Below are 23496 nucleotides of genomic sequence, written 5' to 3' on the forward strand. Positions count from 1 at the left end.
TCAGGCGCGGTGACAAGAAAAGCCGTAAGGGGTGGTACGGATCTTGCGAATACCCCGTCAAACGATGCGTCTGCGTCAAAAAAACGACCCGCACACCCCTGCGGTTAACCGCCAATCGGAGAGTTTCCCGGCATGGACCGAGCGCTAGTCCTCAATAATGTCAAATCCCTGACGCGGGGTAATATCGGCATTCCCGTGATGTTGATGGGATTGCTGGGCATGATGATTCTGCCCATGCCGGCGTTCATGCTGGACGTTTTCTTTACCTTCAACATCACCTTGTCGATCGTGATCCTGTTGGTGTGTGTCTACGCCTTGCGGCCGATGGAGTTTGCCTCCTTCCCGACCGTTTTGTTGGTGGCAACACTGTTGAGGCTGGCGCTCAACGTTGCCTCCACGCGGATTGTTCTGCTCAACGGCCATGAGGGCGGTGATGCGGCCGGTAAGGTGATCGAATCGTTCGGCGCGGTCCTCATCGGCGGTAACTACGCGGTTGGCCTGGTGGTCTTCGCCATTCTCATGATCATCAACTTCCTGGTGGTCACCAAAGGTGCCGGCCGGGTGTCGGAAGTTAGCGCGCGTTTCACCCTGGATGCCATGCCGGGTAAGCAGATGGCTATCGATGCCGACCTTAATGCCGGTCTTATCAACCAGGAAGAAGCCAAGCATCGCCGGGCTGAAATCGCCCAGGAGGCCGATTTCTACGGCTCCATGGACGGCGCCAGTAAATTTGTCAAGGGCGACGCCATTGCCGGCCTGTTGATCCTGGCCATCAACCTGATCGGTGGCATTGCCATCGGTATGCTTCAGCACAGTCTCGATTTTGGTACCGCTACACAGAACTATGCACTACTGACCATTGGTGACGGCCTGGTGGCACAGATTCCGTCACTGCTGCTGTCGACGTCTGCAGCGATCATGGTTACCCGGGTAACGTCCAGCCAGGACATGGGCGGGCAGATACTGCAACAAATGTTCAACGCTCCCAAGGCGCTGGGTATCGCTGCCGTTATCCTCATCATCCTTGGCCTGATTCCTGGCATGCCGCACGTGGCATTCCTTGGTCTGGGCGCGATTGCCGGTGGTATTGCCTGGTACATATGGCAACAGGAGCGCCAGACCGTTGAGGAAGATGGTGTGTTCCCGGTCCGGGGCGGTGGTGCCCGTCCGGCAGGCCCGGGGCGCGACCTGCCGCCCGGTGGTGAGGGCGGTGAACACAGTGCCCAGCTGCCGCCGCCGGGGGAAACCCGGGAACTCGGTTGGGACGATGTGGCCACCGTGGATGTCGTGGGCCTGGAGGTGGGCTATCGCCTGATTCCCCTGGTGGATAAGTCCCAGGGTGGTCAGCTTCTCAGCCGCATCAAGGGCGTTCGCAAAAAGCTCTCACAGGATCTGGGCTTCCTGATGCCTTCGGTCCATATTCGCGACAACCTCGACCTGATGCCCAATGTTTATCGCATCACCCTGATGGGGGTGACCATTGCCGAGGCAGAAATCCATCCGGACCGTGAACTGGCGATAGACCCAGGTCAGGTGTTCGGCAAGATCGAGGGGATAGAGGGCAAAGACCCCGCCTTTGGCCTGGACGCCAGTTGGATCGAACCGGACAAGAAAGACCAGGCACAGACCCTCGGTTATACCGTCGTGGACGCCAGTACCGTAGTGGCAACACACCTCAACCAGATCCTCCAGAAACACGCCCACGAACTGCTTGGCCATGAGGAAGTCCAGAAGTGGCTGGAACAGCTCGAGAAAGTATCTCCAAAGCTGGCGGAAGAACTGGTACCCACCACCATTTCCATCAGCCTGCTGCTGAAGGTGCTGCAGAACCTGCTGAAAGAGGAAGTGCCGATCCGTGACATGCGCTCTATTGCCGAAGCGATCGTGAACGTTCATCCGAAGAGCCAGGACCCGAAGCTGCTGACCACGGTTGCCCGCCAGTCACTGCGCCGGATGATTGTCCAGAGTATCTGTGGCAACGACACAGAGATCCCGGTGATCACTCTGGATCCAGACTTGGAACAGTTATTGCTGAAGTCCATGCAGCAGAGTCAACAATCCGGCGGTCAGGAAGACATCGGGCTGGTGCTGGAGCCAAATATGGTTGAGAAGCTTCAGCGGTCGCTCCAGGACAGCGTTCAGCGCCAGGAGATGTTGGGCAAGCCGGCGATTCTATTGGTTTCAGGGCCCTTGCGCCCGGTACTGGCGAAGTTTGCCAGCTACGGAGTAGAGCGTCTGCATGTACTGTCGTACCAGGAAATTCCGGATAACAAACAGATCACTATTGTCGCATCCGTCGGTCAGTAAAGGCCGCGGCTGGAAAGGCGGAAGGCGCTGGAAAGCGCTGACCGGGGAGGAAGCATCATTATGAAAGTTAAGCGGTTTTTTGCCCAAAGCATGGCAGAGGCACTGCGTCAGGTGCGGGATCAGATGGGTCCCGATGCCGTAATCCTTTCCAATCGTCGTGTGGATGGTGGCGTCGAAATTGTGACAGCGCTCGATTATGACGAAAATATGGCGCGCCAACGCCTCGGTGACGCTGCGCGGGAAGCCACCAATGGCTCACGGCTAGCCGAAATGCAGGCGGAACAGCATCGCCGCCTGGAGGACGAACTCGGCCGCTCTCGCGATCGTATTCGGGAAGTGCGGGAAAAGCGCGCGACCTATGGTAATGCGGTTGCGGGTGGGGACTTCGGTCACGCTGGCTTGTCGAAAGAATCGCTGGCCGACGATGACATGGTGGTTGAAGAGCCTACCGCTGCCAGCGCTGCCTATTCCGGAGAGCTGGCGCAAATGCGTGCGGAGATCAGTTCCCTCCGTGACCTGGTCAGTGCCCGGAATGGCGGTGAACCCGAACAAACAGCGGTTAACGCAGTACAGCAGAGGCTGTCTGAGAGGTTGCAGGAGTTTGGTCTCGGGCTGGAGCTCGCCAACTCTCTGTCCCGGCGCCACCGCGCAGGCCGGCTTGAGGATGGCTGGAAGCAGTCTCTGAAAATGCTGGCCGCCGGTGTGAAGACCGCGCGTACTGAATGGGCGGATGAGGGCGGTGTCTACGCCCTGGTGGGCCCAACCGGGTCCGGCAAGACGACGACCATCGGCAAGCTGGCCGCGCACTATGTGCTGCGCCACGGCGCCGACTCTCTGGCGCTGGTCACCACCGATCGCTATCGGGTCGCGGCCCATGAGCAACTATTCGTGTTCGGGCGCATACTGAACGTTCCGGTTCGGGTTGTGGACGAAACCCATTCCCTGGACGACATACTGGACGAACTGTCGGACCGGCACCTGGTGTTGATTGATACCGCTGGCCTGACCAGCACCGACAAGGGCTACGAGGAGCAGCTTATGGAGCTGGCTCGCAGTCACCATCGGATTCGAACCCATCTGGTGGTTTCGGCAACCAGTCAGCCGCGCATCATGAAATCCGTTTGGCATTGCTATAAGATGGCAAATCTTACGGGTTGTGTGATGACCAAAATCGATGAAGCACTGACCCTGGGTGAATCGCTGGGATTCGTCATGGAAACGGGATTGCCGGTGGCGTATTACACCGACGGGCAGAAAATCCCGGAAGACCTGCACCACGCTGAGTCCATTCCGCTGGTGCGGTTGGCCGTGGAGAGGCTGAAGAAACTCCAGCAGCAACAGGCAGTCGCTGTTTAAAAACAACACAGCCTGCGGTTAAACGCGGCAAGAGATCAGAGTCAGTATGAGCAAACCACATCCGGTACAGGTGATTGCCGTTTCCGGCGGGAAAGGGGGCGTTGGCAAGAGCAACGTATCAGTGAACCTTGGCATCGCCCTAGCACAAATGGGACGGCGGGTGGTGCTGCTCGATGCCGACCTGGGCCTTGCCAACATTGACGTTCTGCTTGGCATTACCGCCAATCGTAATATCCAGGACGTCATCGCCGGGGAATGTGACCTTCGGGATGTGTTGGTCAACGGCCCCGGTGGCATCAAAATCGTGCCCGCGTCCTCAGGTACCCAACGCATGACCCAGCTTTCCAATCTGGAGCACGCTGGCCTGATCAACGCGTTCAGCGAACTGGGTGACCAGATCGATGTGCTGATCGTTGATACCGCTGCGGGTATTTCCGAATCGGTGGTCAGTTTCCTCCGAGCCTCACAGGAACTATTACTGGTTGTCTGTGATGAACCTACCTCTATCACCGATGCCTACGCCCTTATAAAGCTTATGAATCGGGATTACGGCACCAACCGCTTCCGTATACTGGCCAATCAGGTCAGGAATGAGCAGGAAGGTCGCCATCTGTTTGAAAAACTGACCCGGGTTACCGAGCGCTTTCTTGATGTGGCACTACAATATGTGGGTATGGTGCCGTATGACGAGGCCGTAAAAAAAGCGGTACAGCGCCAGCGTGCCGTGCTGGACGCCTATCCGCGGGCAAAAGCATCGTTGGCGATCAAGAGCCTCGCGGAGAAAGTGGATAGCTGGCCGCTGCCATCATCGCCCCGGGGACATCTGGAATTCTTTGTGGAGCGGCTCGTCGAAGTCTGATTTTGATCCTGTCACTGAATAGCCGGATACATGACATTGGCGAAAGAACTTGGAACCTACAACCGGACGGGTACACGAGGACCTTCCCAGCTCGTTGAGGAGCAGGCCCCGCTGGTCAAAAAAATAGCGCTTCACCTCATGGCGCGGCTGCCGGCATCTGTCCAACTGGATGACCTTATGCAGGCAGGCATGATTGGCTTGTTGGAAGCTGCACAGCGATACAGTTCCGACAAGGGGGCTACCTTTGAGACATACGCCGGGATCCGGATTCGCGGAGCCATGGTAGATGAAATTCGCAAAGGTGACTGGGTACCCCGATCCGTCCACAGGAACTCCCGCCGCATTGCCAAAGCCATCAAGGCTGTCGAGGACCGCCTGGGTCGGGAAGCTCAAGACTCGGAAGTAGCCGAGGAGCTGGGGCTGGACCTCGACGAATACTATTCCTCCCTGAGCGATGCTAACAGTGGCCGACTTTTTAGCCTGGATGAGCTCAATGAATCCGGCGAGCTGCCGATAGAAGAAACAGAGGACAGTGATAACCCGTTGGATGGCTTGGCGTCCGACAACTTCCGGAAGAGCCTGGCAGCTGCGATTGGTGACCTGCCCGAGCGAGAAAAGCTGGTGCTCAGCCTTTACTATCAGGAAGAATTGAACCTGAAGGAAATTGGTGCTGTGTTGGGTGTCAGTGAAAGCCGGGTCAGCCAGATTCACAGCCAGGCCGCGCTCCGTCTGCGGGGGCGTCTTACTGGTTGGCAGAGCTGAACAGGCCGCCAGTCCCATTGAACGGCGTTACCAGGCATTCTTTACTGTAGCCTTTTGGTAACCGGTGCTTTACAACCGGCTCAAAGGCCACACAATAAGCGGTTAAACTACCGGCCTGCTAGACTGTGAGCCGGAAGCCAAAAACGAATTCCGGGCGTTTTTAACTGGAGGTCCCATTGGACAAGAACATGAAAATCCTGATTGTGGATGACTTCTCCACAATGCGACGGATCATTAAGAACCTGCTTCGCGATCTCGGTTTTACCAACACTGACGAAGCAGACGACGGCAATACAGCACTGCCTATGCTCAGGAGCGGCAAATACGATTTTCTGGTAACCGACTGGAATATGCCAGGGATGTCCGGACTCGATCTGCTCAAGGAAGTCCGTGCCGATGACAGCCTGAAAACACTGCCTGTGCTCATGGTGACCGCCGAGGCGAAGCGCGACCAGATTGTCGCTGCTGCGCAGGCCGGTGTGAACGGCTACGTGGTCAAGCCCTTCACGGCAGCCGTACTCAAGGAGAAGATTGAGAAGATCTTCGAACGCATCCAGTAATTCAGAGGTCGGACGGCTCCCATGAGCAATAGAAAAAAAGACCCACAGGGGCTCGACCCGGAGGTCACGGAGAAACTCCGCAGCCAGGCGGCCGAGTTGGTTGAACAGGTCAACGCCGGGGACTATGGCCGCGCGATGACGCTGATCAATGAATTGAGCGAGGTGAGGGACCAGAGCCTGTATCGGGAAGTCGGCCGCTTGACCCGCAGCCTCCACGAGGCGATCCGCAATTTCCAGATCGATCCCCGTAACGCCGAACAGTCAGAAGCTCTGTCGAAGATGACCGATGCGTCGGATCGCCTTGAGTACGTGGTTCAGATGACCGGTAAAGCAGCCAATCGGACCATGGATCTGGTTGAGGAGGCTATGCCCAAGGCCAGCGCACTCCGCGACGAGGCCGCCGAGCTGAGAGACCAGTGGCAGAAACTGCGTCGCCGCGAGATGGCGCCGGCTGAATTTCGTGAGCTCTATGCCCGTATCGACACGTTTTTCGTGACCCTGAATACCGATGCCGGGGCGATGTACGACAACTTGTCGGAAATTCTTCTGGCCCAGGATTTCCAGGACCTCACTGGGCAGGTGATCCAAAAGGTCACCACTCTGGTTAAAGAGGTGGAAGAGCATCTGTTGAGCCTGGTAGTGATGGCGAGTCATGTGGACCAGATGACCGGCACCGTGCATGAACTGGAAGAGCGGGAAAAGATATCGGCGGAACAGGGTGTTGGTCCACAGATCAAGGCCGAAGAACGCGAAGACGTAGTATCGGGACAGGACGATGTTGATGATCTTCTGTCCAGTCTCGGTTTCTGAGTAAGAGAGGGTAACGCATGGCGCTTGATGCCGATGAAGAGATCCTGCAGGACTTCCTTGTTGAGGCAGGCGAGATACTCGAAAAGCTGTCGGAGCAACTGGTCGACCTGGAACAAAACCCGGACGACAGCGATCTGCTCAACGCCATCTTCCGAGGCTTTCACACCGTAAAAGGCGGCGCTGGGTTTCTGCAACTCGATGCCCTGGTGAACTGCTGTCATTCCGCGGAGAACGTCTTCGATATCCTGCGCAACCACAAGCGCAAGGTAGACTCGGAACTGATGGACGTGGTGCTGGAAGCCCTGGATCACGTCAATGCCATGTTTGAACAGGTTCGCCACCACGAGGAACCGACGCCAGCTCCCGAGGAACTGATTGCCGCTCTGGACGCATTGGCGCAGCCGGCAGGGGAGTCGTCGCCAGCAAACGCAGCGGTCGCTCGCGAAGAACAGAACGAGAGCAACGAAGCCAGTTCTGGAGACGATGGCGGTGATATTACCGACGACGAATTCGAGCGGTTGCTGGATGCCCTGGAAGAGGAAAAGACCAGCAGCGCTCCGGTTTCCAGTGACGACGGCAATGAATCTTCAGGCGGTGACGGAGGGAGCGGAGACGACATCTCCGATGATGAATTCGAGGCCCTGCTGGACCAATTGCATGGCAAGGGCCAGTTCTCAGGCCCGCCTGAAACCGGCAAGGCAGCCCCTGACAGCCAGGATGCCTCGGGCGACAAGGTTACCAGTGATGAGGCCAGTGACAGCAAGGGTGGCGACGACCTGATTTCGGACGACGAGTTCGAAAAGTTGCTGGATGACCTGCACGGCAAGGGTGGTAGCCCTACGGCAGAAACTGCCAAGCCGGCCCCTGGGCCTGCTGCAAAGCAGCCGTCGGCCACGTCTCCCAGTGCCAAGGCTGACAAGCCCGCGCAACCGACTGGTAAGCCCGAAAAAGCGCCTGCGGATAATGGCAAGGCAGGCGTAACGCCCGCGATGCCGGCACGGGATGCGAATGCACCAGTGGCTGAAACTTCGGTGCGGGTGGATACCAAGCGCCTGGACGACATCATGAACATGGTGGGTGAACTGGTGTTGGTGCGTAACCGGTTGCAGCGTCTGGGCGCCCAGAGTGAAGACGAGCATATGCACAAAGCCGTCTCCAACCTGGACGTGGTGACCACCGATCTTCAGTCAGCGGTGATGGCAACGCGGATGCAGCCCATCAAGAAAGTATTTGGCCGCTTCCCGCGGGTGGTTCGCGACCTGGCACGCAGCCTGAAGAAAGAAATCAACCTTGAGATGCACGGCGAAGAGACCGACCTGGACAAGAACCTGGTCGAGGCGCTGTCCGATCCTCTGGTCCATCTTGTTCGCAACTCGGTTGATCACGGTATAGAGGCACCCGATGTTCGTGAAAAGGCGGGCAAGCCTCGTCAGGGTCGTGTGACGCTGTCGGCTGAGCAGGAAGGCGACCACATCCTGTTGTCCATCGAAGACGACGGTGCTGGTATGGATCCGGATGTACTGCGCCGAAAAGCGGTCGAAAAGGGCATCTACGAACAGGATGCCGCTGACCGACTGACCAACACCGAGTGCTACAACCTGATTTTCTCCGCCGGGTTCTCCACCAAGGATCAGATATCGGATGTGTCCGGTCGTGGCGTTGGCATGGACGTGGTGAAAACCAAGATCAGTCAGCTCAACGGGCAGCTGAGCGTCGAGTCGGAGCTGGGCAAAGGGTCTCGCATCGTCATCAAGGTGCCGCTGACCCTGGCCATCATGCCTACCCTGATGATCATGCTTGGCGACCAATCCTTCGCGCTGCCACTGGTGAACGTGGTCGAGATTTTCCATCTGGACCTCAGCAAGAAGAACATTGTGGATGGCCGTGAATGCATCGTGGTTCGAGACAAAGTCTTCCCGTTGTTCCACATCAAGCGATGGCTGGTCAAAGGCGCCGCTGGGCAGCCGGAACCAGAAAACGCCCACGTGGTTATCGTGGCGATGGGAACGCGGCGCGTCGGTTTTGTGGTGGATCAGCTGATCGGGCAGGAAGAGGTGGTGATCAAGCCCCTGGGCCGGGCCCTTCAGGGAACGCCGGGTATGGCGGGTGCGACCATCACTGGCGACGGTCGTATTGCACTCATTATTGATGTTCCGAGCCTGCTGCAAAACTACGGCAAATAACGTTGCGGCGGGCCCAGGTTTAGGAGAAATGGATGACGGTTTCTGTCCTGGTCGTTGATGATTCAGGTTTTTTCCGCAAGCGACTGACGGAAATCCTGACCGCTTCCGGTCAGATCAAGGTGGTTGGCGTGGCCACCAATGGGCGCGAAGGTGTCGAGCTGGCTGAAAAGCTGAGGCCTGACGTCATCACCATGGACTACGAGATGCCCGTCATGGACGGTATCAGCGCCGTCCGTGAGATCATGAAGCGACATCCGGCGCCGGTCTTGATGTTCTCCTCTCTCACCTACGAGGGTGCCAGGGTGACCCTGGATGCCCTTGAGGCAGGTGCCGTTGATTTCCTGCCCAAGAATTTTGAGGAAATTGCCCGGGATTCCAGTCAGCTTCAAAAAATACTCATTGAGCGTGTACTGGATGTCGCTGGCAGTCGCCCTGGTGCAAAACCGTCGGCGCCGCCTCCCACCGCTCCGCCGCCTTCGCCCCGTAGCCCTTCACCGGCAAGGCGCAGCGTCCCCGAGCGGCCGGCGGTACCGGACAGGTCCTCTCGCCCCAGCGCCCCAGAGCCTGAAGCACCGGCCCGTCGTTCGATTCGCCGCGGGCCTGCGAAACACTACAGTGTGGTTGCCATCGGCACGTCCACCGGCGGCCCGGTGGCCTTGCAACGTGTACTAATGGCGTTACCGGCCGGGTTTCCCGCGCCTGTGGTGCTCGTTCAGCATATGCCGGCCAGTTTTACCCCGGCGTTTGCCGAGCGCCTGAACAAGCTGTGCCAGATTCAGGTACGCCAGGCTGAAGACGGCGAAATGCTGAAGCCGGGCGTCGCGTTGCTTGCCCCCGGGGGCAAGCAGATGATGATTGAAAACCGGGGTGGCCAGGGCAGGGTCAGGATTCTTCCCGGAGATGACCGGCTTAACTACAAGCCCTGTGTGGATGTGACGTTCGGCTCCCTGGCCAGGAGTTTTCCCGGCAAGACCCTGGGTCTGATCCTGACGGGTATGGGCTCGGATGGAAAGGAAGGCTGTCGCCTGATGAAGCAGTCAGGCTCCGATATCTGGTCCCAGGACGAAAAAACCTCGGTGATCTACGGTATGCCCATGGCCGTGGCCAAGGCCGGGTTGTCTGACGAAATCCTTGCGCTCGATGACATTGGTCCCCGCCTGGCGGATGGGGTGAGCTGATGGATATTCTCAGCCTGCTGGGCGTCATTCTTGCCTTTGTGGCGATTCTCGGTGGAAACCTGCTGGAAGGTGGCGCCATCAGCTCGCTGTTCAATGGCCCGGCCGCGCTGATCGTGATTGGTGGTACGCTTGCAGCCACTATTCTCCAGACCTCCTGGCCGCTGTTAAAGCGGGCCTTTTCCCAGGTGCGCTGGGTGTTCTTTCCCCCCTACATCAGCCTGGAAGATGGTATCGGCAAAGTCATCGACTGGAGCGTCAAGGCCCGTAAGCAGGGTTTGCTGGGGCTGGAAGGGTTGGCTGAGAAGGAATCTGAGCGCTTTGCCCGTAAAGGGCTGCAACTGCTGGTGGACGGCGCTGAGACAGAAACCATCCGTAGCATTATGGAGGTGGACCTGGAGTCCCGTGAACAGCGGGATCTGGAGTCCGCCCGGGTGTTTGAGGCCATGGGTGGCTATTCGCCGACCATTGGCATCATTGGCGCGGTGATGGGGCTTATTCAGGTGATGACCAACCTCGAAGACCCCCAGTCACTTGGCAGCGGTATCGCCACTGCGTTCGTGGCCACCATCTACGGTGTTGCTCTGGCGAACCTGCTGTTCTTCCCGGTTGCCAACAAGTTGCGAGGCATTCTGCGGGAACGCACCCGTTATGAAGACATGATGATCGACGGCATCATCGCCATTGCCGATGGCGAGAACCCTAAATCCATCGAGCTGCGCCTGCGGGGCTTCCTGTAGTGCCGGCACCTGGCTGAGGGGTAAGCTGATGAGACGACGCAGGCAGCAGGATGACGATCTTCACAACAAGGAACGCTGGCTGATTTCCTACGCCGACTTCATCACCTTGTTGTTCGCGTTCTTTGTCGTGATGTATTCCGTGTCGTCGGTGAACGAGGGCAAGTACAAGGTGCTCTCTGAAACTCTGACTGGCGTCTTCAATGCCCCCCAGCGCTCCTTTCAGCCTATCGAAGTGGGCGACCAGCCCCGGCGCGCGACGCCGCAGGCCGCCGAGGATGTGATTAACCCGCCGGTGACCGAAGCTCCGCAAAATCCCTCCATGAGTGCAGAAGGGCGCACCGAGGCGCTGCGTGCCATGGCGGACCAGTTGGCTTTGGAGTTTGACGAACTGATCAATCAGGGTGTGGTTACACTGGAAACCAGCGACGAGTGGTTGGAGCTCAGTCTCCGCAACAGCCTGCTATTTGGTAGTGGTGATGCCGAGCCCCATTACGATGCCTTCGACGTGGTGGAGAAAATCGCTGCTGTACTCCGCAACCGGGATAACGCGATCCGGGTTGAGGGCTTCACGGATAACCGCCCGATAAACACCGGTGCCTTCCCCTCCAACTGGGAGCTGTCCGCTGCGCGATCAGCGGCGGTTGTGCGCATGTTGTCGATGGAGGGTGTTGAGGCCGAACGGCTGGCCGCTGTTGGTTACGGTGAGCACCAACCGGTGGCCCGCAACGATACCGAGGAAGGCCGCCGTCGCAATCGACGCGTGGTCCTGCTGATCTCCCGCGACGCCAGTATCCGTGGCGCGATGCGATAACACCTTTCTGATCATCACGTTGCGGAGTCATGGCGGAAGGTGCCTATAGGCGAGTTGGCACAATATCTGTATTAACGTCTGTACATCTTTAGATCCCGGCAAGCGCTTGCCGGATTGTTTTCAAGTTGAACGGATCGTGGCCGATAACTCGTTATGCGTGCGACGTTTCCGGAACGGGTATTTCTGGAGAATCAGTGTGGTGACGAGGTTGGCGATGAATTTGGTGACGGATATGGAGTGCACAGCGTGCGCATCTGGGCAGTAGCCAATCAAAAAGGCGGTGTGGGCAAAACCACATCGGTTGTCGCCCTGGGTGGCCTCTTGGCCGAGAGCGGCAAGCGCGTTCTGGTGGTCGACCTGGACCCTCACGGATCATTGACCAGCTGGTTCGGGTACGACCCGGATACCATTGCCCACAGTGTGTTCGATCTGTTCCAGCACCAGGGTAAAGTACCGGATGGTTTGCCGGCCCAGTTGATTACCGAAACCAGCTGTCCGGGGCTATCCCTGTTGCCGGCCAGCACAGCGCTGGCAACTCTCGAACGGAGAATGGTCGGTGTTGAAGGCATGGGACTGATTGTATCCCGGGCCCTGACTCAGTTGTGGGACGATTTCGACTACGTCCTGCTGGACAACACCCCATCGCTCGGCGTGCTGATGGTGAACGCGCTTGCCGCCGCACAACACCTGATCATTCCGGTTCAGACCGAGTTTCTTGCCATCAAAGGCCTTGAGCGAATGTTGCACACGCTCACCATGATCATGCGCTCCCAGAAGAACCAGCTTTCCTACACCATTGTTCCGACGCTGTTTGACCGGCGAACGCAGGCATCGGTAAAAAGTCTTAACCAGTTGAGAAAGACCCACAGCGATACGCTATGGCGCTTCGCCATTCCAGTGGACACCAAGTTCCGCGATGCCAGCCAGGCCGGGATTACCCCATCATCCATGGATGCTGAAACCCATGGTGTTCGGGGATATGCCCGCCTGCTGAGTGATCTACAGGAAATAACACGCTCGGTGGCGGAGCGTCGGCATGGCTGACAAAAAAATGACACAGGTGGCGGACCCTGGCTCCGCCATTGCCAGCTATCTGGACGAACTGCTGCATACGGCGACAGATAGCGCTCTGCGTGAGGAACCGGAACCGCCAAAACCGGTGGCTCGTGAACGCACTCGCATCGCGCCGAAGCCTGCGCCCATTGTGGCCCGTCCGGTCGCGGAGGCGAAGTCTGAGTTGCGAAAGCCGGTAACACCGGCCCCGGTGGCGGAAAAAGCACCGGAGGTGGAGTCGCCCCCGGTTGAGCACAAACAGGCCGCCGATATTCCGTCGCCTCCTGAGGTGGAGCCCCCGGGGCGGCCGGAATGGTCAGACAAACCGTTCGAATGCCTGATCTTCACGGTGGCAGGGCTGCAGCTGGCGGTGCCGTTGATACTGCTCGGCGCCATTCATCGAATAGAAGAGCCGGTGAAGCCGATCCCCGGCAGCCCCCGCTGGTATATGGGCATGCGCCCGGACCGGGAACGTAATCTCAGAGTGGTGGATACGGCGGAATGGATTATGGCGGGCCGGGCACCGGAGGACGCACGGGACAACTATCGCTTCGTGATCCGGCTGGACAGCAGTGAGTGGGGGTTGGCCTGTGACGATGTCGCGCAGTCGTTTACCCTGAAACCGGATGAAGTACGCTGGCGGACGGCCCGCAGCAAGCGGCCTTGGCTGGCGGGCACGGTCATCGACCACATGTGCGCACTGATTGATGTTAAAACCATGGCGGACTTGTTGGTCCGGGCTGAGCGGGAACACCACCTCGACCTGAGTTAGCAATTTCCGGTTACCGAATGAAACCGTGCTCTGCTGGCACGGTTTGTGCCCTGAACTATAGTATTGGGCACTGATGATGAATTTTTGACGATCAGGCTGCCCGCCGGGCAGCCGAACAGGAGATACAAGGCTATGGCATCCCCGAGCGGACAGCAAAATCAGGCCCAGGATGATCAGGTACTGCAGTACGTGACCTTCAGGCTGGACGACGAAACCTATGGCATTGACGTCATGCAGATTCAGGAAGTGTTGCGATACACCGAGATTGCGCCGGTTCCAGGTGCCCCGGATTACGTTCTGGGCATCATCAACCTGCGGGGCAATGTGGTCACCGTTATCGACACCCGCCGTCGCTTTGGCCTGGCGGATGCGGAAGTCACTGACGCGACACGCATTGTGGTCATGGAGTCGTCCAACCAGGTGATGGGTATCCTGGTGGATTCGGTTGCCGAGGTGGTGTACCTGAAAGCCAGTGAAATTGAGACCGCGCCCAATGTGGGGAACGAGGAAAGCGCCAAGTTCATCCAGGGGGTGTGTAACAAGAACGGCGAACTGATCATATTGGTCGAGTTCGACAAGATGTTGTCAGACCACGAATGGGCTGAAATCTCCTCACTGTAATGCCGGCTTTGGCCGGACAGCAGGCTGGATGGACGCCCCGTGGTTTCAACTAACCGAGGACGTCCATCATGTTTGCAGAAATCTCTTCCCTGGCCCCGTGGCTTCTGACAGCCGCTGCCCTGTGCCTACTGTTCGCCCAGGGTATGATGCTACGCCGTGAAAACCGAAAACTTCGGGAGCAAATGAAAGAGCGCTGCGAAACCCTTGGCCGCGAGCTCCACGCAACAGCCAGTGGCAGTATGGGGGTTGGGCAGCGAGTGGTCACCTGCGAGCGCCAGCTTCATGAATTGCGCGGTATGCTTGACGAAATGCGCCAGAACGATCCGTTAAGGATTTCCTACGATGAGGCCTCAAGGTTAGTGGACCTGGGGGCGGATATCGACGACCTGATGAATACCTGTGGCATTTCACGGCCGGAAGCCGAACTGGTATCAGCGCTCCGCAAGCGCCAGGCGGCCTGACCTAAGGGTTTATCTGTCTAATCTTCACGGGGCCGTCCGGCGTCCTCTGGCGTACGGCCCTGAAGATTGAAGGCAAAGGCAAGAATTTCAGCCACCACCCGGTAGAGTGTCTCCGGGATTTCGTCGTTCAGTTCCAGTCGCGCCAGTATGCTGGCCAGCTCCGGATTTTCGTACAGCGGCACATTATGCTCACGGGCAATGCGGATGATTTCCTCCGCCAGTTCGTGGGTACCGCTCGCCGCAATGACTGGAGCCCGTTCGCCATCGTATTTCAGTGCCACCGCCGCCGGTGAATCTGTGTTTTGATGATCTTTTCTCATACCCGCGTGTCCACCAGCCGGTGCTCAAGACGGGTGTTTGCACCCCTTGGTGTCCCTCTCCGGCACTCCAGGTCCACCACATCCAGGCCGATATCCGAAAGGCCCTTTCGTAATTGCGGCAGATCTTCCCGCACCTGACGCAGCGTGGACTGCTTCTCCGCCCACACCTGCGCAGACACCTGATCCTGCCGCAGCGATACATCAAAATGCAAAGGCCCGGCCTCATCCAGATCCATGGCCAGTGAAAGACGCCATTCCGTTGCCCGGGGGGTGCCAGAGGTTTTCTGGCCGCTGTCTGCCGGATCCTGTTCGATTCGCAACTGGGCGATCCGTGGTTCGTTGTTGGGGTTCAGCCAGGGGAGCTCAAGCAGCATGGTTGATACCGGTGTTGGCGCCTCGGCGGTGGTCCGTGTGGAGAGTATCTGGCTGTGTAACTGATTCACGGTAATACGATTGAGCATGCCAGCCAGCAGCCTGAGCATTTGCCCAGCTGTGGGTTCGGCAGACCCCTGTGGTGGCGGAGGTGGAAACGTATTGGGGAACTGAAGCGGTGCCTGCACCAGTTCCGGACTTGCCAGCGGTGTAAAGCGGTTGAAGGCGTCGGGGCCGCTCCCCTGTTGTGCGAGCAAGGCGGTAATCACCCGGCCGATAGCCAGCTTGAGATCGGGTAGGGCGGCCTGGGGCGCCCTCGCCAGCCGCGATTCGGCGAACAACCCGCTTTCCTCGACCCACTGCCGCAACTGGCCGGCCGCACCGGGTTGAGTTCCGGCACCTGGCGTCAGTGACTGGCTGGACGGCAGCCGTGATATCAGTTGTTCAATAGCCTGCCTCACCGGTTGGGGAAGTGGCTGTGGTGGATTGTTGATGGGGGTTCCAGTGGGCGCAACGCTGTCGGGTCTCGCACCGCCGGTCAGCGTTGTCAGAATTCTGGCAAGGCCGGCATCAACGGACTGTTGCCAGGGCAGGCGCTGCGCCAGCGCCCGGGAGATCGTGGTTTCCGGCGCCTGGGCCAGCTTCCCCATCAGTTGCAGTTCATTGCCCGCTCGCATGATCTTGACCCAGTCACCGGTTTCCAGGGATGTGTCTCCAATAGCCGCCTGAACGGTCAGCGACTGGCCGCGAACTTCCAGCAACAACTGCGCGCCGGCAGAGGATTGTCGGTTGATCACGTCTGCCACCCGAGCGAGTGTTGCCTCGCGATTGGCAAGCTTGAGCTGGTCGAGCTGCACACGGGCAGAGGCCGCGTCCAGTACCGCCGAAGGTTGTCCGCTGGCTGGCCGCTGAGCGATCGGCACCGGTGACTCGGTTTTGGGTGGTGGTGTGGGGTTACCGTTTGGTAATTTCATTGCCACTGATTTGATGTCAGACAAGAGTATTCCTGAGGCGCTTTCGCTATAATACGCCCCGCCGGTAAGTATTGCCTTTCCGAACGTCTGAACCCGCCGGGTCAGTAAAGTGTACACCAGCTCTGGGGCCCCGATGTCTGAGCCGTTACTACAGGCTGTCAATCTGCAATGTGAGCGTGATGACCGGATACTGTTCCGGGATCTCTCTGTCTCCATACTGCCCGGTACTCTGACCCGTGTCGAGGGGCCTAACGGCTCTGGCAAGACTACGTTGCTTAGAATTCTTGCCGGACTGAACGACAGTTACAGTGGTGACCTGCTCTGGCGAGGAAGGCCTCGTCATACCTACCGGGAGGAATTCCTCCGCAATATGCTCTACCTTGGCCATCGCCCGGGTATCAAACCGTTGCTTACCCCCATGGAAAATCTCCGCGCCCTGATGGCCGGGCGTCGGTATGTGACCGATAAGGTGCTCTGGCAGGCATTGGAAGGCACCGGCCTGGGTGGTTTCCAGAACGTACCCAGTCGTAACCTTTCCGCCGGGCAGCAACGTCGGGTGGCACTCGCCAGATTACTGGTTGCAGATGAACCCCTGTGGATTCTGGATGAGATATTTACCGCCATTGATGCCCACGGTGTGGCTGCTCTCGAGCGATTGCTGGTGGACCGGGTCGCAAGTGGTGGCGCGATCGTAGTGACCACACACCACGACCTTAATCTGCCTTCGATGCACCGAATTACCCTGGGGGGCAGTCATGACCATGGTCTCTGAAGCCAGGCTTCCTGTTCGTACACCGGAGGAGTCGGTAAGCGTATTGTCGGCCATGAAAGCCGTATTCTCGCGGGATCTGAAAACCGCCTTTCGCCAGCCCCAGGATTTGCTCAATCCGCTACTGTTTTTCGTCATGGTCGTAACGCTTTTCCCCCTCGGGGTTAGCCCCGAAGTATCATTCCTGCGGGAGGCGGGTAGCGGTATCCTGTGGGTTGCGGCCTTGCTGTCCGTGTTATTGTCACTGGATCATCTTTTCCGTCATGATTTCGACGACGGCACGCTTGAGCAACTGGTATTGCAGCCCCAGCCGCTGTTTTTGTTAGTACTGGCGAAGTCACTGGCCCATTGGGTACTCACTGGCCTGCCACTGGTGATGCTGGCGCCTGTTCTGGGGGTGATGGTGCATCTTGAGGGGAACTCTGTTGCCATTCTGTGTCTAACGCTGCTGATCGGAACACCGGTCCTCAGCTTGATCGGTTCCATTGGTGCGGCATTGACCCTCGGACTGAGATCGGCAGGCGTGCTCTTGTCCCTGCTGATCATTCCGCTGTACATTCCGGTGCTGATTTTTGGCACAGGCACGGTAATGGCTGCGTCTGAGAGCGCGCCGGTGGGTGGACAGCTCGCGTTGATGGGGGCGTTTCTGGTGTTGGCGCTGACACTGGCGCCGTTTGCATCGGCGGCGGCCCTGAGGATCAGTCTGTCCAACAGTTAAAGGTAAAAAGGTAACAACCTGATGTGGCAAATCTTTCACAAGCTGGGGTCGCCAAAATGGTTCTTCGGCATTGCCTCAACACTGATGCCCTGGCTGCTTGTGGTGGGGGCAGCCCTGTTGTTGACCGGTATTGTCTGGGGGTTGGGGTTTGCGCCACAGGATTACCTGCAGGGTAATAGTTATCGCATCATTTTCATTCACGTACCGTCTGCGTTTCTGGCCCAGTCGGTGTATATCATGATGGCCGTTGCGGCGTTGGTTACGCTGGTTTGGCGTATGAAACTGGCCGATGTTTTCGTCAAGGCCGTGGCACCGGTTGGTGCAGTGTTGACCTTCCTGGCCCTGTTTACCGGTGCGGTTTGGGGTAAGCCCACCTGGGGAACCTGGTGGATCTGGGATGCCCGGCTTACCTCGATGCTGATCTTGCTGTTTCTTTATTTTGGGGTGATGGCGTTGGGAGCGGCCATCTCCGATGAGAAATCCTCGGCACGTGCCGTTGCCGTGCTGGTACTGGTGGGAGTGGTCAATATACCGATCATCAAGTATTCCGTGGAGTGGTGGAATACCCTGCACCAGCCAGCGACGTTCAAGCTCACGGAAAAGCCCAGTATGCCCGCGGAAATGTGGGTGCCCCTGTTGCTCTCGGTATTGGGGCTTTATCTGATATTTGGCTGGCTCGCCTGTCTGCGTATGCAGACCAACATTTTGGCGCGTGAAGGCCGCACCCGCTGGGTAAAAGAACTGGTTCAGGCACGGGAGAACTGACGCAATGGCCTTCGACTCTTTTGGTGCTTTTCTGGCGATGGGCGGCCACGGCCCGTATGTCTGGGCATGCTATGCGGTGTTTTTCCTGCTGATGGGAGTCATGACGTGGTGGTCGCTGCGTCAGCGGCGGGTCGTAATTGCGCAACAGCGACGCCGTATGGCCCCCGCTCCGTCGGTGGACGAGCGCCCGGCGGCGGCCAGCTTTACCCAAATCGAATCTTCTCAAGACTGACTGGTAGATCAAACATGCACCCGATCCGAAAAAAACGGCTTACCATTGTCCTTTTTCTCCTTGTCGGGGTGTCGGTGGCCGTGGCCCTGACGACCTACGCGCTGCGGCAGAATATCAACCTGTTTTACGACCCAAGCCAAATTGCCGCTGGCGAAGCGCCGGTGGACGTCCGCATCCGTGCCGGGGGCATGGTGGAAGAAGGGACTGTGCAGCGTGATCCGGAAAGCCTGAAAGTGGAGTTCAAGGTGACGGACTTTACCTCATCGGTATTGGTGGAATACACCGGGATCCTGCCGGACCTGTTTGCCGAAGGGCAGGGCGTTGTCGCCATGGGGCGCATGGACGGCAATGGCCGTTTTGTCGCGGACCAGGTGCTGGCAAAGCACGACGAGAATTATATGCCACCGGAAGTGAACGACGCCCTGGAAAAGGCCGCCGGCAAGCGGGCCGCCATGCCTGCGACAGCCGGTGAATCCAGCGCCGGTTACTAGCGTTGCTGGCCCACGTTTAAGAGAGTTGGAGAATCCTGATGTATCCGGAACTCGGACAGATCGCCCTGATACTCGCGCTGTTGCTGGCAGTGCTCCTTTCCGTGGTCCCCCTGGTGGGCTCGGTGACGGGTCGTGACCAGTTGCTGGCCTTCGCCCGGCCGCTGTCAGCGGGCCTGTTCGTCTTCGTTGCCCTGGCCTTTGGTCTTCTGACTCACGCGTTTGTGACCGATGACTTTTCCGTGGCCTATGTCGCCAACAACAGCAATAGCATGCTGCCCTGGTACTACAAATTCAGCGCGGTGTGGGGCGGCCATGAAGGCTCGCTGCTGCTCTGGGTGCTGATGCTTGTTGGCTGGACGCTGGCGGTCGCCATATTCAGCCGGCGCCTGCCGTCGGTGATGGTATCCCAGGTGTTGTCGGTGCTTGGTATGGTCACGGTGGGCTTCCTGTTGTTTACCATCATGACCTCCAATCCTTTCGATCGTACGCTCCCCAATGTGCCGGCCGATGGCGCCGACCTGAACCCGCTGTTGCAGGATTTCGGGCTGATCGTGCATCCACCCATGTTGTACATGGGGTATGTGGGCTTCTCCGTGGCTTTTGCCTTTGCCATTGCCGCGCTGATCAATGGCAAACTGGATGCGGCCTGGGCTCGTTGGTCCCGCCCCTGGACCACAGTGGCCTGGGCTTTCCTTTCCCTGGGCATTGCCCTGGGTAGCTGGTGGGCCTATTACGAACTGGGTTGGGGCGGCTGGTGGTTCTGGGACCCGGTCGAGAACGCCTCGCTGCTGCCCTGGTTGTCGGGAACGGCGCTGATGCACAGTCTGGCCGTCACCGAGAAGCGCGGCGTATTCAAGAGTTGGACCGTGTTGCTGGCCATCGTAACCTTCGCCCTGAGCCTGCTGGGAACCTTCCTGGTGCGTTCCGGGGTGCTGACCTCTGTCCACGCCTTCGCCTCAGACCCCGACCGGGGGACATTCCTGCTGGCGCTACTGGCGATTACGATTGTTTCGAGCCTGACCCTGTACGCATTCAGGGCGCCGGTGGTGCATGTGCGCTCCCGTTACGGCAGCCTGTCCCGTGAAATCTTCCTGCTGATGAACAATGTGTTGTTGGTTGCCGCAACCCTGTTGGTGTTGGTGGGGACTCTTTATCCATTGGTTCTGGACTACCTGGACATGGGGCGGCTATCCATCGGTGAACCCTTCTTCAACCTGACCTTCAGCCCCCTTGGAATTGCCGCCGGCTTGCTGTTGGGGGCAGGTATATTCTCCCGCTGGAAGAAAACCGACGGCGGCTGGCTGGGCCGCAAACTGCTGTGGCCGTTGGCTGTTAGTATGATCGGGACCAGTGCTGTGCTGGTTGGGTACGGCACGTTCGAGCCCTGGGCGTTTGGGGGCCTGTTCTCAGCGATGTGGATTACGGTGGCCACCTTTTGGGATCTCTGGGAAAAGTCCGGGTCACGGAAGGGGCGCCTCCACGGCCTCAGGCGTCAATCCCGCAGTTACTACGGCATGGTGTTCGGGCATCTGGGGCTGGCCATCACCATGGCGGGTGCGACGGTCGCGTCCAACTACGGTATCGAGCGGGACGTACGCATGTCGCCCGGGGACACCGCGATGGTCGGTGATTATCGGGTTGCGTTTGCCGAAATTGGCAACCGAAGAGGGCAGAACTTCACCGCGGAATACGGTCGTTTTGACGTTTACGATTCGGATGGCGGTCTGATATCCACGCTATACCCGGAGAAGCGCCGATACATGGTTCAACGTAACACCATGACTGAGGCTGGTATTGACGGCGGTCTGTTCCGGGATATTTTTGTCGCCATCGGTGAGCGGGTGTCTGACGATGCCTGGGCGATCCGGCTTCAATACAAACCGCTGGTCCGCTGGTTGTGGTTGGGGGCGCTGTTTATGGCCGCTGGTGGCTTCCTGGCCATTTCGGACCGCCGCTATCGCATTCGCGGCAAGGTTGCGGAAAACGGTAAGGCCAAGGCACCGAACGCAGGCGGTGAGCGCGGAGCAGACCCGGTAGGAGCGGCGTCATGAAGCGGCTGCTGCTGTTCACGCCGTTGATCCTCGCTGTGGTACTCGGAGTGGTCCTGTTCGCCGGTATTGGCAAAGACCCCAACAAACTCGAGTCGGCGTTGATCGGCAAACCGGTGCCCGAGTTTTTGTTGACGGATCTCCACAACGAAAGTCGCGAGCTGACTCGTGAGGTTTTTGAAGGGCATGTGTCCCTGCTGAATGTCTGGGGTACCTGGTGCCCGGCCTGCCGGGATGAGCATGGTGATCTGGTCTGGCTGGCGGAAGAGAAAGGCGTGCGTATCGTTGGCCTTAACTATAAGGACAACCGGGATGATGCACTGGTCTGGCTTGATCGGTTGGGCGACCCGTATCAGGTGTCGATCTACGATCCCCGTGGCAGCCTCGGGTTTGACCTGGGGGTTTATGGCGCGCCGGAAACCTATGTCATTGATGCCGAAGGTATTGTGCGTTACCGCCATGTTGGCGTGGTCAACGAAAAAGTATGGGAGCAGGACATCAAGCCCATCGTCGACCGGTTCAGGGGGAAGATCTGATGTGGCGCCCGGTGTTTGCATGGCTGCTACTGATGACAATTGCGCCGATGTCGGTAGCGGATGCCCGAGACGTTTACGGGTTTGATACTCAGGCGCAGGAGCAGAGGTTCCAGACCCTGATTTCGGAGTTGCGTTGCCCGAAGTGCCAGAACCAGAACATCGCCGATTCCAATGCGCCGATTTCCAAGGACATGCGCGACGAGGTGTACCGGATGATGTCTGATGGCGCCAGCAACGAGGAAATTGTCGGAGCACTGGTCGACCGCTTTGGTGAATTCGTGCGATACAAGCCGGAGGTGGATAGCCGCACCATCCTGCTGTGGGCAACGCCAGCCATTGTGGTCCTGGGTGGCCTGATGGTGGTGGCCGGGATTGTCATCCGTTCCCGCAGGGCCGGCCAGGACGAGCCAGCCCTGACCGACGAAGAGCATGCACGGGCATCCAGAATGCTCGATGGCGATGACTCCAGCCGCACCTGACTTCAAACAACACTCTTTCTCAACCGGATTAATGACCGTTCTATGACACAGACCTTCTGGCTGACGGCCGCTGTATTAATCGTACTTGCCCTGGCGTTTGTGGTGGCGCCGTTGTTCCTGCACCGTTCCGGCCGGCGCGCGGAAATGGATCTGCGCAACCAGAACCTGTTGGCATATCGCAGCCGAATGGCGGAACTGGATCGCGAGTTTGAAGCCGGCGCGCTGGACGAGGAAAGCTATCAACAGCTCCGGGAAGAGCTGGCAGGCAGTATGCTTGATGATGTCCCGGATGCTGAGCGTGGTGTTATTGCTTCACCGGATCGGGCCAGGGGCGGGAAAAGCGCCATCGTCATTGCGATTGCCAGCCTCGCGGTTATTCCCGCCGCTGCGGTATACCTGTACGGACAGTGGGGCGCCATGGACGACGTCGAGCAGTTCCGCGCCATGCAGGAAATGATGGCAGCCGACAGCGATCGCCTGGGCCAGATGCAGGAACTGACGGCCCAGCTTCGCGAGCGGTTGGAGGACAATCCGGAGAACACCGAGGGCTGGGCCATGCTGGGGCGTAGCTATATGCGCATCGAGCAGTATGAGGATGCGGCGTGGGCCTTCGAACGGCTGGCAGAGAGTATTGAGGACGATGAGAGCGGTAAAGCTGTCGCCTGGGGATTGTCAGCCCAGGCTGCATTTTTCCTGAGTGAGGGTGACCTCAACCCAGAGGTGTCGAACGCCATTGAAAAAGCCAGGTCGCTGAATCCCGACGAGGTCAATTCCCTCGGCCTGCTCGGCATCCATGCCTTCAGCCAGCAGAACTTTGAGGAGGCGATCCGGTATTGGGAGCGCATTGTGTCGGTGGCGCCCAATCATCCCCAGATTACGTCCATCCGCCAGGGCATTGAACAGGCCTATCAGCGCCTGGGTCGGGAGATGCCGCAGGAGCAGCCGTCAGAGGTATCCGGGGCCGGCGTAACCGTCCAGGTGGAAATAGACGAAGCATTCCAGGGCGAGATTCCTGACGACACCACCCTGTTTGTTCTGGCGCGTCGCGCGAATGTTCAGGGCGGGCCACCTCTGGCTGTGGCACGGCTGAGTGCGGGCCAGTTACCGATGGAGATCCGATTGGACGACCGCTTCAATATGTCCGCGAATGCAAAGCTGTCGGAGGCGGGTGAAGTGCGCCTGCAAGCGCGCCTGTCACGCTCTGGCAACGCCAGGCCCCAGGCAGGAGACTGGCAGGGCGAGGTGGATCAGCCGGTGCCAGTGGGTGAAGGCGAAAACGAGCCTGTCACCCTGGTGATTGACACCCAACTGGTGCAGTAATC

Annotated in this window: 25 protein-coding genes; 23 read left to right on the forward strand and 2 right to left on the reverse strand. The window is 58.6% G+C overall.

Annotated elements, in window-relative coordinates:
* Nucleotides 1-132 precede the first annotated feature (132 nt).
* The 14 genes from flhA (at nucleotide 133) to SIC19_RS16960 (ending at nucleotide 14470) form a co-directional block, all read left to right on the forward strand.
* Nucleotides 133-2307, forward strand: coding sequence for a flagellar biosynthesis protein FlhA (gene flhA / locus SIC19_RS16895; RefSeq protein WP_036204858.1), 2175 nt, complete (start codon nucleotides 133-135; stop codon nucleotides 2305-2307).
* A 60-nt stretch (nucleotides 2308-2367) separates the two neighbouring features.
* The gene (flhF, locus tag SIC19_RS16900; protein ID WP_126812177.1) at nucleotides 2368-3663 is read left to right on the forward strand and encodes a flagellar biosynthesis protein FlhF; all 1296 of its coding nucleotides are present in this window, start codon (nucleotides 2368-2370) and stop codon (nucleotides 3661-3663) included.
* Nucleotides 3664-3709: 46 nt separating this feature from the next.
* Nucleotides 3710-4522, forward strand: a complete 813-nt coding sequence (locus tag SIC19_RS16905; protein WP_036204860.1) for a MinD/ParA family protein — start codon at nucleotides 3710-3712, stop codon at nucleotides 4520-4522.
* Between the two features lie 30 nt (nucleotides 4523-4552).
* Nucleotides 4553-5284: an RNA polymerase sigma factor FliA gene (locus tag SIC19_RS16910; RefSeq protein ID WP_036204862.1), complete on the forward strand. Its 732-nt coding sequence runs from the start codon at nucleotides 4553-4555 to the stop codon at nucleotides 5282-5284.
* Nucleotides 5285-5460: 176 nt separating this feature from the next.
* Entirely contained in the window at nucleotides 5461-5844 is a 384-nt protein-coding gene (gene cheY, locus SIC19_RS16915; protein WP_036204864.1) for a chemotaxis response regulator CheY, read from the forward strand.
* A 21-nt stretch (nucleotides 5845-5865) separates the two neighbouring features.
* The gene (locus SIC19_RS16920) at nucleotides 5866-6654 is read left to right on the forward strand and encodes a protein phosphatase CheZ (protein WP_036204866.1); all 789 of its coding nucleotides are present in this window, start codon (nucleotides 5866-5868) and stop codon (nucleotides 6652-6654) included.
* A 17-nt stretch (nucleotides 6655-6671) separates the two neighbouring features.
* Entirely contained in the window at nucleotides 6672-8837 is a 2166-nt protein-coding gene (locus tag SIC19_RS16925; protein WP_075194743.1) for a chemotaxis protein CheA, read from the forward strand.
* A 32-nt stretch (nucleotides 8838-8869) separates the two neighbouring features.
* A complete protein-coding gene (locus SIC19_RS16930) occupies nucleotides 8870-10015 on the forward strand; it encodes a protein-glutamate methylesterase/protein-glutamine glutaminase (RefSeq protein ID WP_091641066.1) in 1146 nt (381 codons plus the stop codon).
* Nucleotides 10015-10752, forward strand: coding sequence for a flagellar motor protein (locus SIC19_RS16935; protein WP_007153952.1), 738 nt, complete (start codon nucleotides 10015-10017; stop codon nucleotides 10750-10752). The genes SIC19_RS16930 and SIC19_RS16935 overlap by 1 nt, the downstream gene beginning before the upstream one ends.
* A 28-nt stretch (nucleotides 10753-10780) precedes the next feature.
* Nucleotides 10781-11563: a flagellar motor protein MotD gene (motD, locus tag SIC19_RS16940; RefSeq protein WP_127401626.1), complete on the forward strand. Its 783-nt coding sequence runs from the start codon at nucleotides 10781-10783 to the stop codon at nucleotides 11561-11563.
* 246 nt (nucleotides 11564-11809) lie between these two features.
* Entirely contained in the window at nucleotides 11810-12607 is a 798-nt protein-coding gene (locus SIC19_RS16945) for a ParA family protein (RefSeq protein WP_041336586.1), read from the forward strand.
* On the forward strand, nucleotides 12600-13388 hold the full coding sequence (locus SIC19_RS16950; RefSeq protein WP_085680042.1) for a chemotaxis protein CheW: 789 nt from the start codon (nucleotides 12600-12602) through the stop codon (nucleotides 13386-13388). The genes SIC19_RS16945 and SIC19_RS16950 overlap by 8 nt, the downstream gene beginning before the upstream one ends.
* A gap of 132 nt (nucleotides 13389-13520) precedes the next feature.
* Complete coding sequence (locus SIC19_RS16955) at nucleotides 13521-14009, forward strand: chemotaxis protein CheW (RefSeq protein WP_007153948.1); 489 nt, start codon at nucleotides 13521-13523, stop codon at nucleotides 14007-14009.
* 68 nt (nucleotides 14010-14077) lie between these two features.
* On the forward strand, nucleotides 14078-14470 hold the full coding sequence (locus SIC19_RS16960) for a DUF2802 domain-containing protein (protein ID WP_007153947.1): 393 nt from the start codon (nucleotides 14078-14080) through the stop codon (nucleotides 14468-14470).
* Between the two features lie 17 nt (nucleotides 14471-14487).
* Here SIC19_RS16960 and SIC19_RS16965 read toward each other — a convergent pair whose 3' ends face one another.
* Nucleotides 14488-14790: an EscU/YscU/HrcU family type III secretion system export apparatus switch protein gene (locus SIC19_RS16965; RefSeq protein ID WP_075194746.1), complete on the reverse strand. Its 303-nt coding sequence runs from the start codon at nucleotides 14788-14790 to the stop codon at nucleotides 14488-14490.
* A complete protein-coding gene (locus SIC19_RS16970) occupies nucleotides 14787-16160 on the reverse strand; it encodes a flagellar hook-length control protein FliK (RefSeq protein WP_228209790.1) in 1374 nt (457 codons plus the stop codon). Before SIC19_RS16970 ends, SIC19_RS16965 begins: the two co-directional genes overlap by 4 nt.
* Before the next feature lie 109 nt (nucleotides 16161-16269).
* Between SIC19_RS16970 and ccmA the strand changes: the two genes are divergently transcribed.
* Genes ccmA through ccmI form a run of 9 tightly spaced genes read left to right on the forward strand, consistent with a single transcriptional unit; the run spans nucleotide 16270 to nucleotide 23494 of the window.
* Nucleotides 16270-16908, forward strand: a complete 639-nt coding sequence (ccmA, locus tag SIC19_RS16975) for a cytochrome c biogenesis heme-transporting ATPase CcmA (RefSeq protein WP_036204889.1) — start codon at nucleotides 16270-16272, stop codon at nucleotides 16906-16908.
* A complete protein-coding gene (gene ccmB / locus SIC19_RS16980; RefSeq protein WP_374700661.1) occupies nucleotides 16892-17623 on the forward strand; it encodes a heme exporter protein CcmB in 732 nt (243 codons plus the stop codon). Before ccmA ends, ccmB begins: the two co-directional genes overlap by 17 nt.
* A 21-nt stretch (nucleotides 17624-17644) precedes the next feature.
* Nucleotides 17645-18388 (forward strand): heme ABC transporter permease, encoded by a 744-nt coding sequence (locus SIC19_RS16985; protein ID WP_085680044.1) that lies wholly within the window; start codon nucleotides 17645-17647, stop codon nucleotides 18386-18388.
* A gap of 4 nt (nucleotides 18389-18392) precedes the next feature.
* The gene (ccmD, locus tag SIC19_RS16990) at nucleotides 18393-18620 is read left to right on the forward strand and encodes a heme exporter protein CcmD (protein WP_127401624.1); all 228 of its coding nucleotides are present in this window, start codon (nucleotides 18393-18395) and stop codon (nucleotides 18618-18620) included.
* A gap of 14 nt (nucleotides 18621-18634) precedes the next feature.
* Nucleotides 18635-19111 (forward strand): cytochrome c maturation protein CcmE, encoded by a 477-nt coding sequence (gene ccmE / locus SIC19_RS16995; RefSeq protein WP_075194749.1) that lies wholly within the window; start codon nucleotides 18635-18637, stop codon nucleotides 19109-19111.
* Between the two features lie 38 nt (nucleotides 19112-19149).
* Nucleotides 19150-21162 (forward strand): heme lyase CcmF/NrfE family subunit, encoded by a 2013-nt coding sequence (locus tag SIC19_RS17000; RefSeq protein ID WP_127401622.1) that lies wholly within the window; start codon nucleotides 19150-19152, stop codon nucleotides 21160-21162.
* Entirely contained in the window at nucleotides 21159-21695 is a 537-nt protein-coding gene (locus tag SIC19_RS17005; RefSeq protein WP_075194751.1) for a DsbE family thiol:disulfide interchange protein, read from the forward strand. The genes SIC19_RS17000 and SIC19_RS17005 overlap by 4 nt, the downstream gene beginning before the upstream one ends.
* Nucleotides 21695-22174: a cytochrome c-type biogenesis protein gene (locus tag SIC19_RS17010; protein WP_127402403.1), complete on the forward strand. Its 480-nt coding sequence runs from the start codon at nucleotides 21695-21697 to the stop codon at nucleotides 22172-22174. Before SIC19_RS17005 ends, SIC19_RS17010 begins: the two co-directional genes overlap by 1 nt.
* Nucleotides 22175-22216: 42 nt before the next feature.
* The gene (gene ccmI, locus SIC19_RS17015; protein WP_041333707.1) at nucleotides 22217-23494 is read left to right on the forward strand and encodes a c-type cytochrome biogenesis protein CcmI; all 1278 of its coding nucleotides are present in this window, start codon (nucleotides 22217-22219) and stop codon (nucleotides 23492-23494) included.
* The last annotated feature ends 2 nt before the right edge of the window (nucleotides 23495-23496 follow it).

The sequence above is a fragment of the Marinobacter sp. MIT930201 genome (assembly GCF_047122665.1).
GTDB classification, from domain to species: Bacteria; Pseudomonadota; Gammaproteobacteria; order Pseudomonadales; family Oleiphilaceae; genus Marinobacter; species Marinobacter salarius.

What these genes read in the sequence shown, in the direction of transcription:
- flhA (WP_036204858.1), top strand. Translation starts at nt 133, where the DNA reads ATGGACCGAGCGCTAGTCCTCAATAATGTCAAATCCCTGACGCGGGGT.
- flhF (WP_126812177.1), top strand. Translation starts at nt 2,368, where the DNA reads ATGAAAGTTAAGCGGTTTTTTGCCCAAAGCATGGCAGAGGCACTGCGT.
- SIC19_RS16905 (WP_036204860.1), top strand. Translation starts at nt 3,710, where the DNA reads ATGAGCAAACCACATCCGGTACAGGTGATTGCCGTTTCCGGCGGGAAA.
- SIC19_RS16910 (WP_036204862.1), top strand. Translation starts at nt 4,553, where the DNA reads ATGACATTGGCGAAAGAACTTGGAACCTACAACCGGACGGGTACACGA.
- SIC19_RS16920 (WP_036204866.1), top strand. Translation starts at nt 5,866, where the DNA reads ATGAGCAATAGAAAAAAAGACCCACAGGGGCTCGACCCGGAGGTCACG.
- SIC19_RS16925 (WP_075194743.1), top strand. Translation starts at nt 6,672, where the DNA reads ATGGCGCTTGATGCCGATGAAGAGATCCTGCAGGACTTCCTTGTTGAG.
- SIC19_RS16930 (WP_091641066.1), top strand. Translation starts at nt 8,870, where the DNA reads ATGACGGTTTCTGTCCTGGTCGTTGATGATTCAGGTTTTTTCCGCAAG.
- SIC19_RS16935 (WP_007153952.1), top strand. Translation starts at nt 10,015, where the DNA reads ATGGATATTCTCAGCCTGCTGGGCGTCATTCTTGCCTTTGTGGCGATT.
- motD (WP_127401626.1), top strand. Translation starts at nt 10,781, where the DNA reads ATGAGACGACGCAGGCAGCAGGATGACGATCTTCACAACAAGGAACGC.
- SIC19_RS16950 (WP_085680042.1), top strand. Translation starts at nt 12,600, where the DNA reads ATGGCTGACAAAAAAATGACACAGGTGGCGGACCCTGGCTCCGCCATT.
- SIC19_RS16955 (WP_007153948.1), top strand. Translation starts at nt 13,521, where the DNA reads ATGGCATCCCCGAGCGGACAGCAAAATCAGGCCCAGGATGATCAGGTA.
- SIC19_RS16960 (WP_007153947.1), top strand. Translation starts at nt 14,078, where the DNA reads ATGTTTGCAGAAATCTCTTCCCTGGCCCCGTGGCTTCTGACAGCCGCT.
- SIC19_RS16965 (WP_075194746.1), bottom strand. Translation starts at nt 14,790, where the DNA reads ATGAGAAAAGATCATCAAAACACAGATTCACCGGCGGCGGTGGCACTG.
- ccmA (WP_036204889.1), top strand. Translation starts at nt 16,270, where the DNA reads ATGTCTGAGCCGTTACTACAGGCTGTCAATCTGCAATGTGAGCGTGAT.
- ccmB (WP_374700661.1), top strand. Translation starts at nt 16,892, where the DNA reads ATGACCATGGTCTCTGAAGCCAGGCTTCCTGTTCGTACACCGGAGGAG.
- SIC19_RS16985 (WP_085680044.1), top strand. Translation starts at nt 17,645, where the DNA reads ATGTGGCAAATCTTTCACAAGCTGGGGTCGCCAAAATGGTTCTTCGGC.
- ccmD (WP_127401624.1), top strand. Translation starts at nt 18,393, where the DNA reads ATGGCCTTCGACTCTTTTGGTGCTTTTCTGGCGATGGGCGGCCACGGC.
- ccmE (WP_075194749.1), top strand. Translation starts at nt 18,635, where the DNA reads ATGCACCCGATCCGAAAAAAACGGCTTACCATTGTCCTTTTTCTCCTT.
- SIC19_RS17000 (WP_127401622.1), top strand. Translation starts at nt 19,150, where the DNA reads ATGTATCCGGAACTCGGACAGATCGCCCTGATACTCGCGCTGTTGCTG.
- SIC19_RS17005 (WP_075194751.1), top strand. Translation starts at nt 21,159, where the DNA reads ATGAAGCGGCTGCTGCTGTTCACGCCGTTGATCCTCGCTGTGGTACTC.
- SIC19_RS17010 (WP_127402403.1), top strand. Translation starts at nt 21,695, where the DNA reads ATGTGGCGCCCGGTGTTTGCATGGCTGCTACTGATGACAATTGCGCCG.
- ccmI (WP_041333707.1), top strand. Translation starts at nt 22,217, where the DNA reads ATGACACAGACCTTCTGGCTGACGGCCGCTGTATTAATCGTACTTGCC.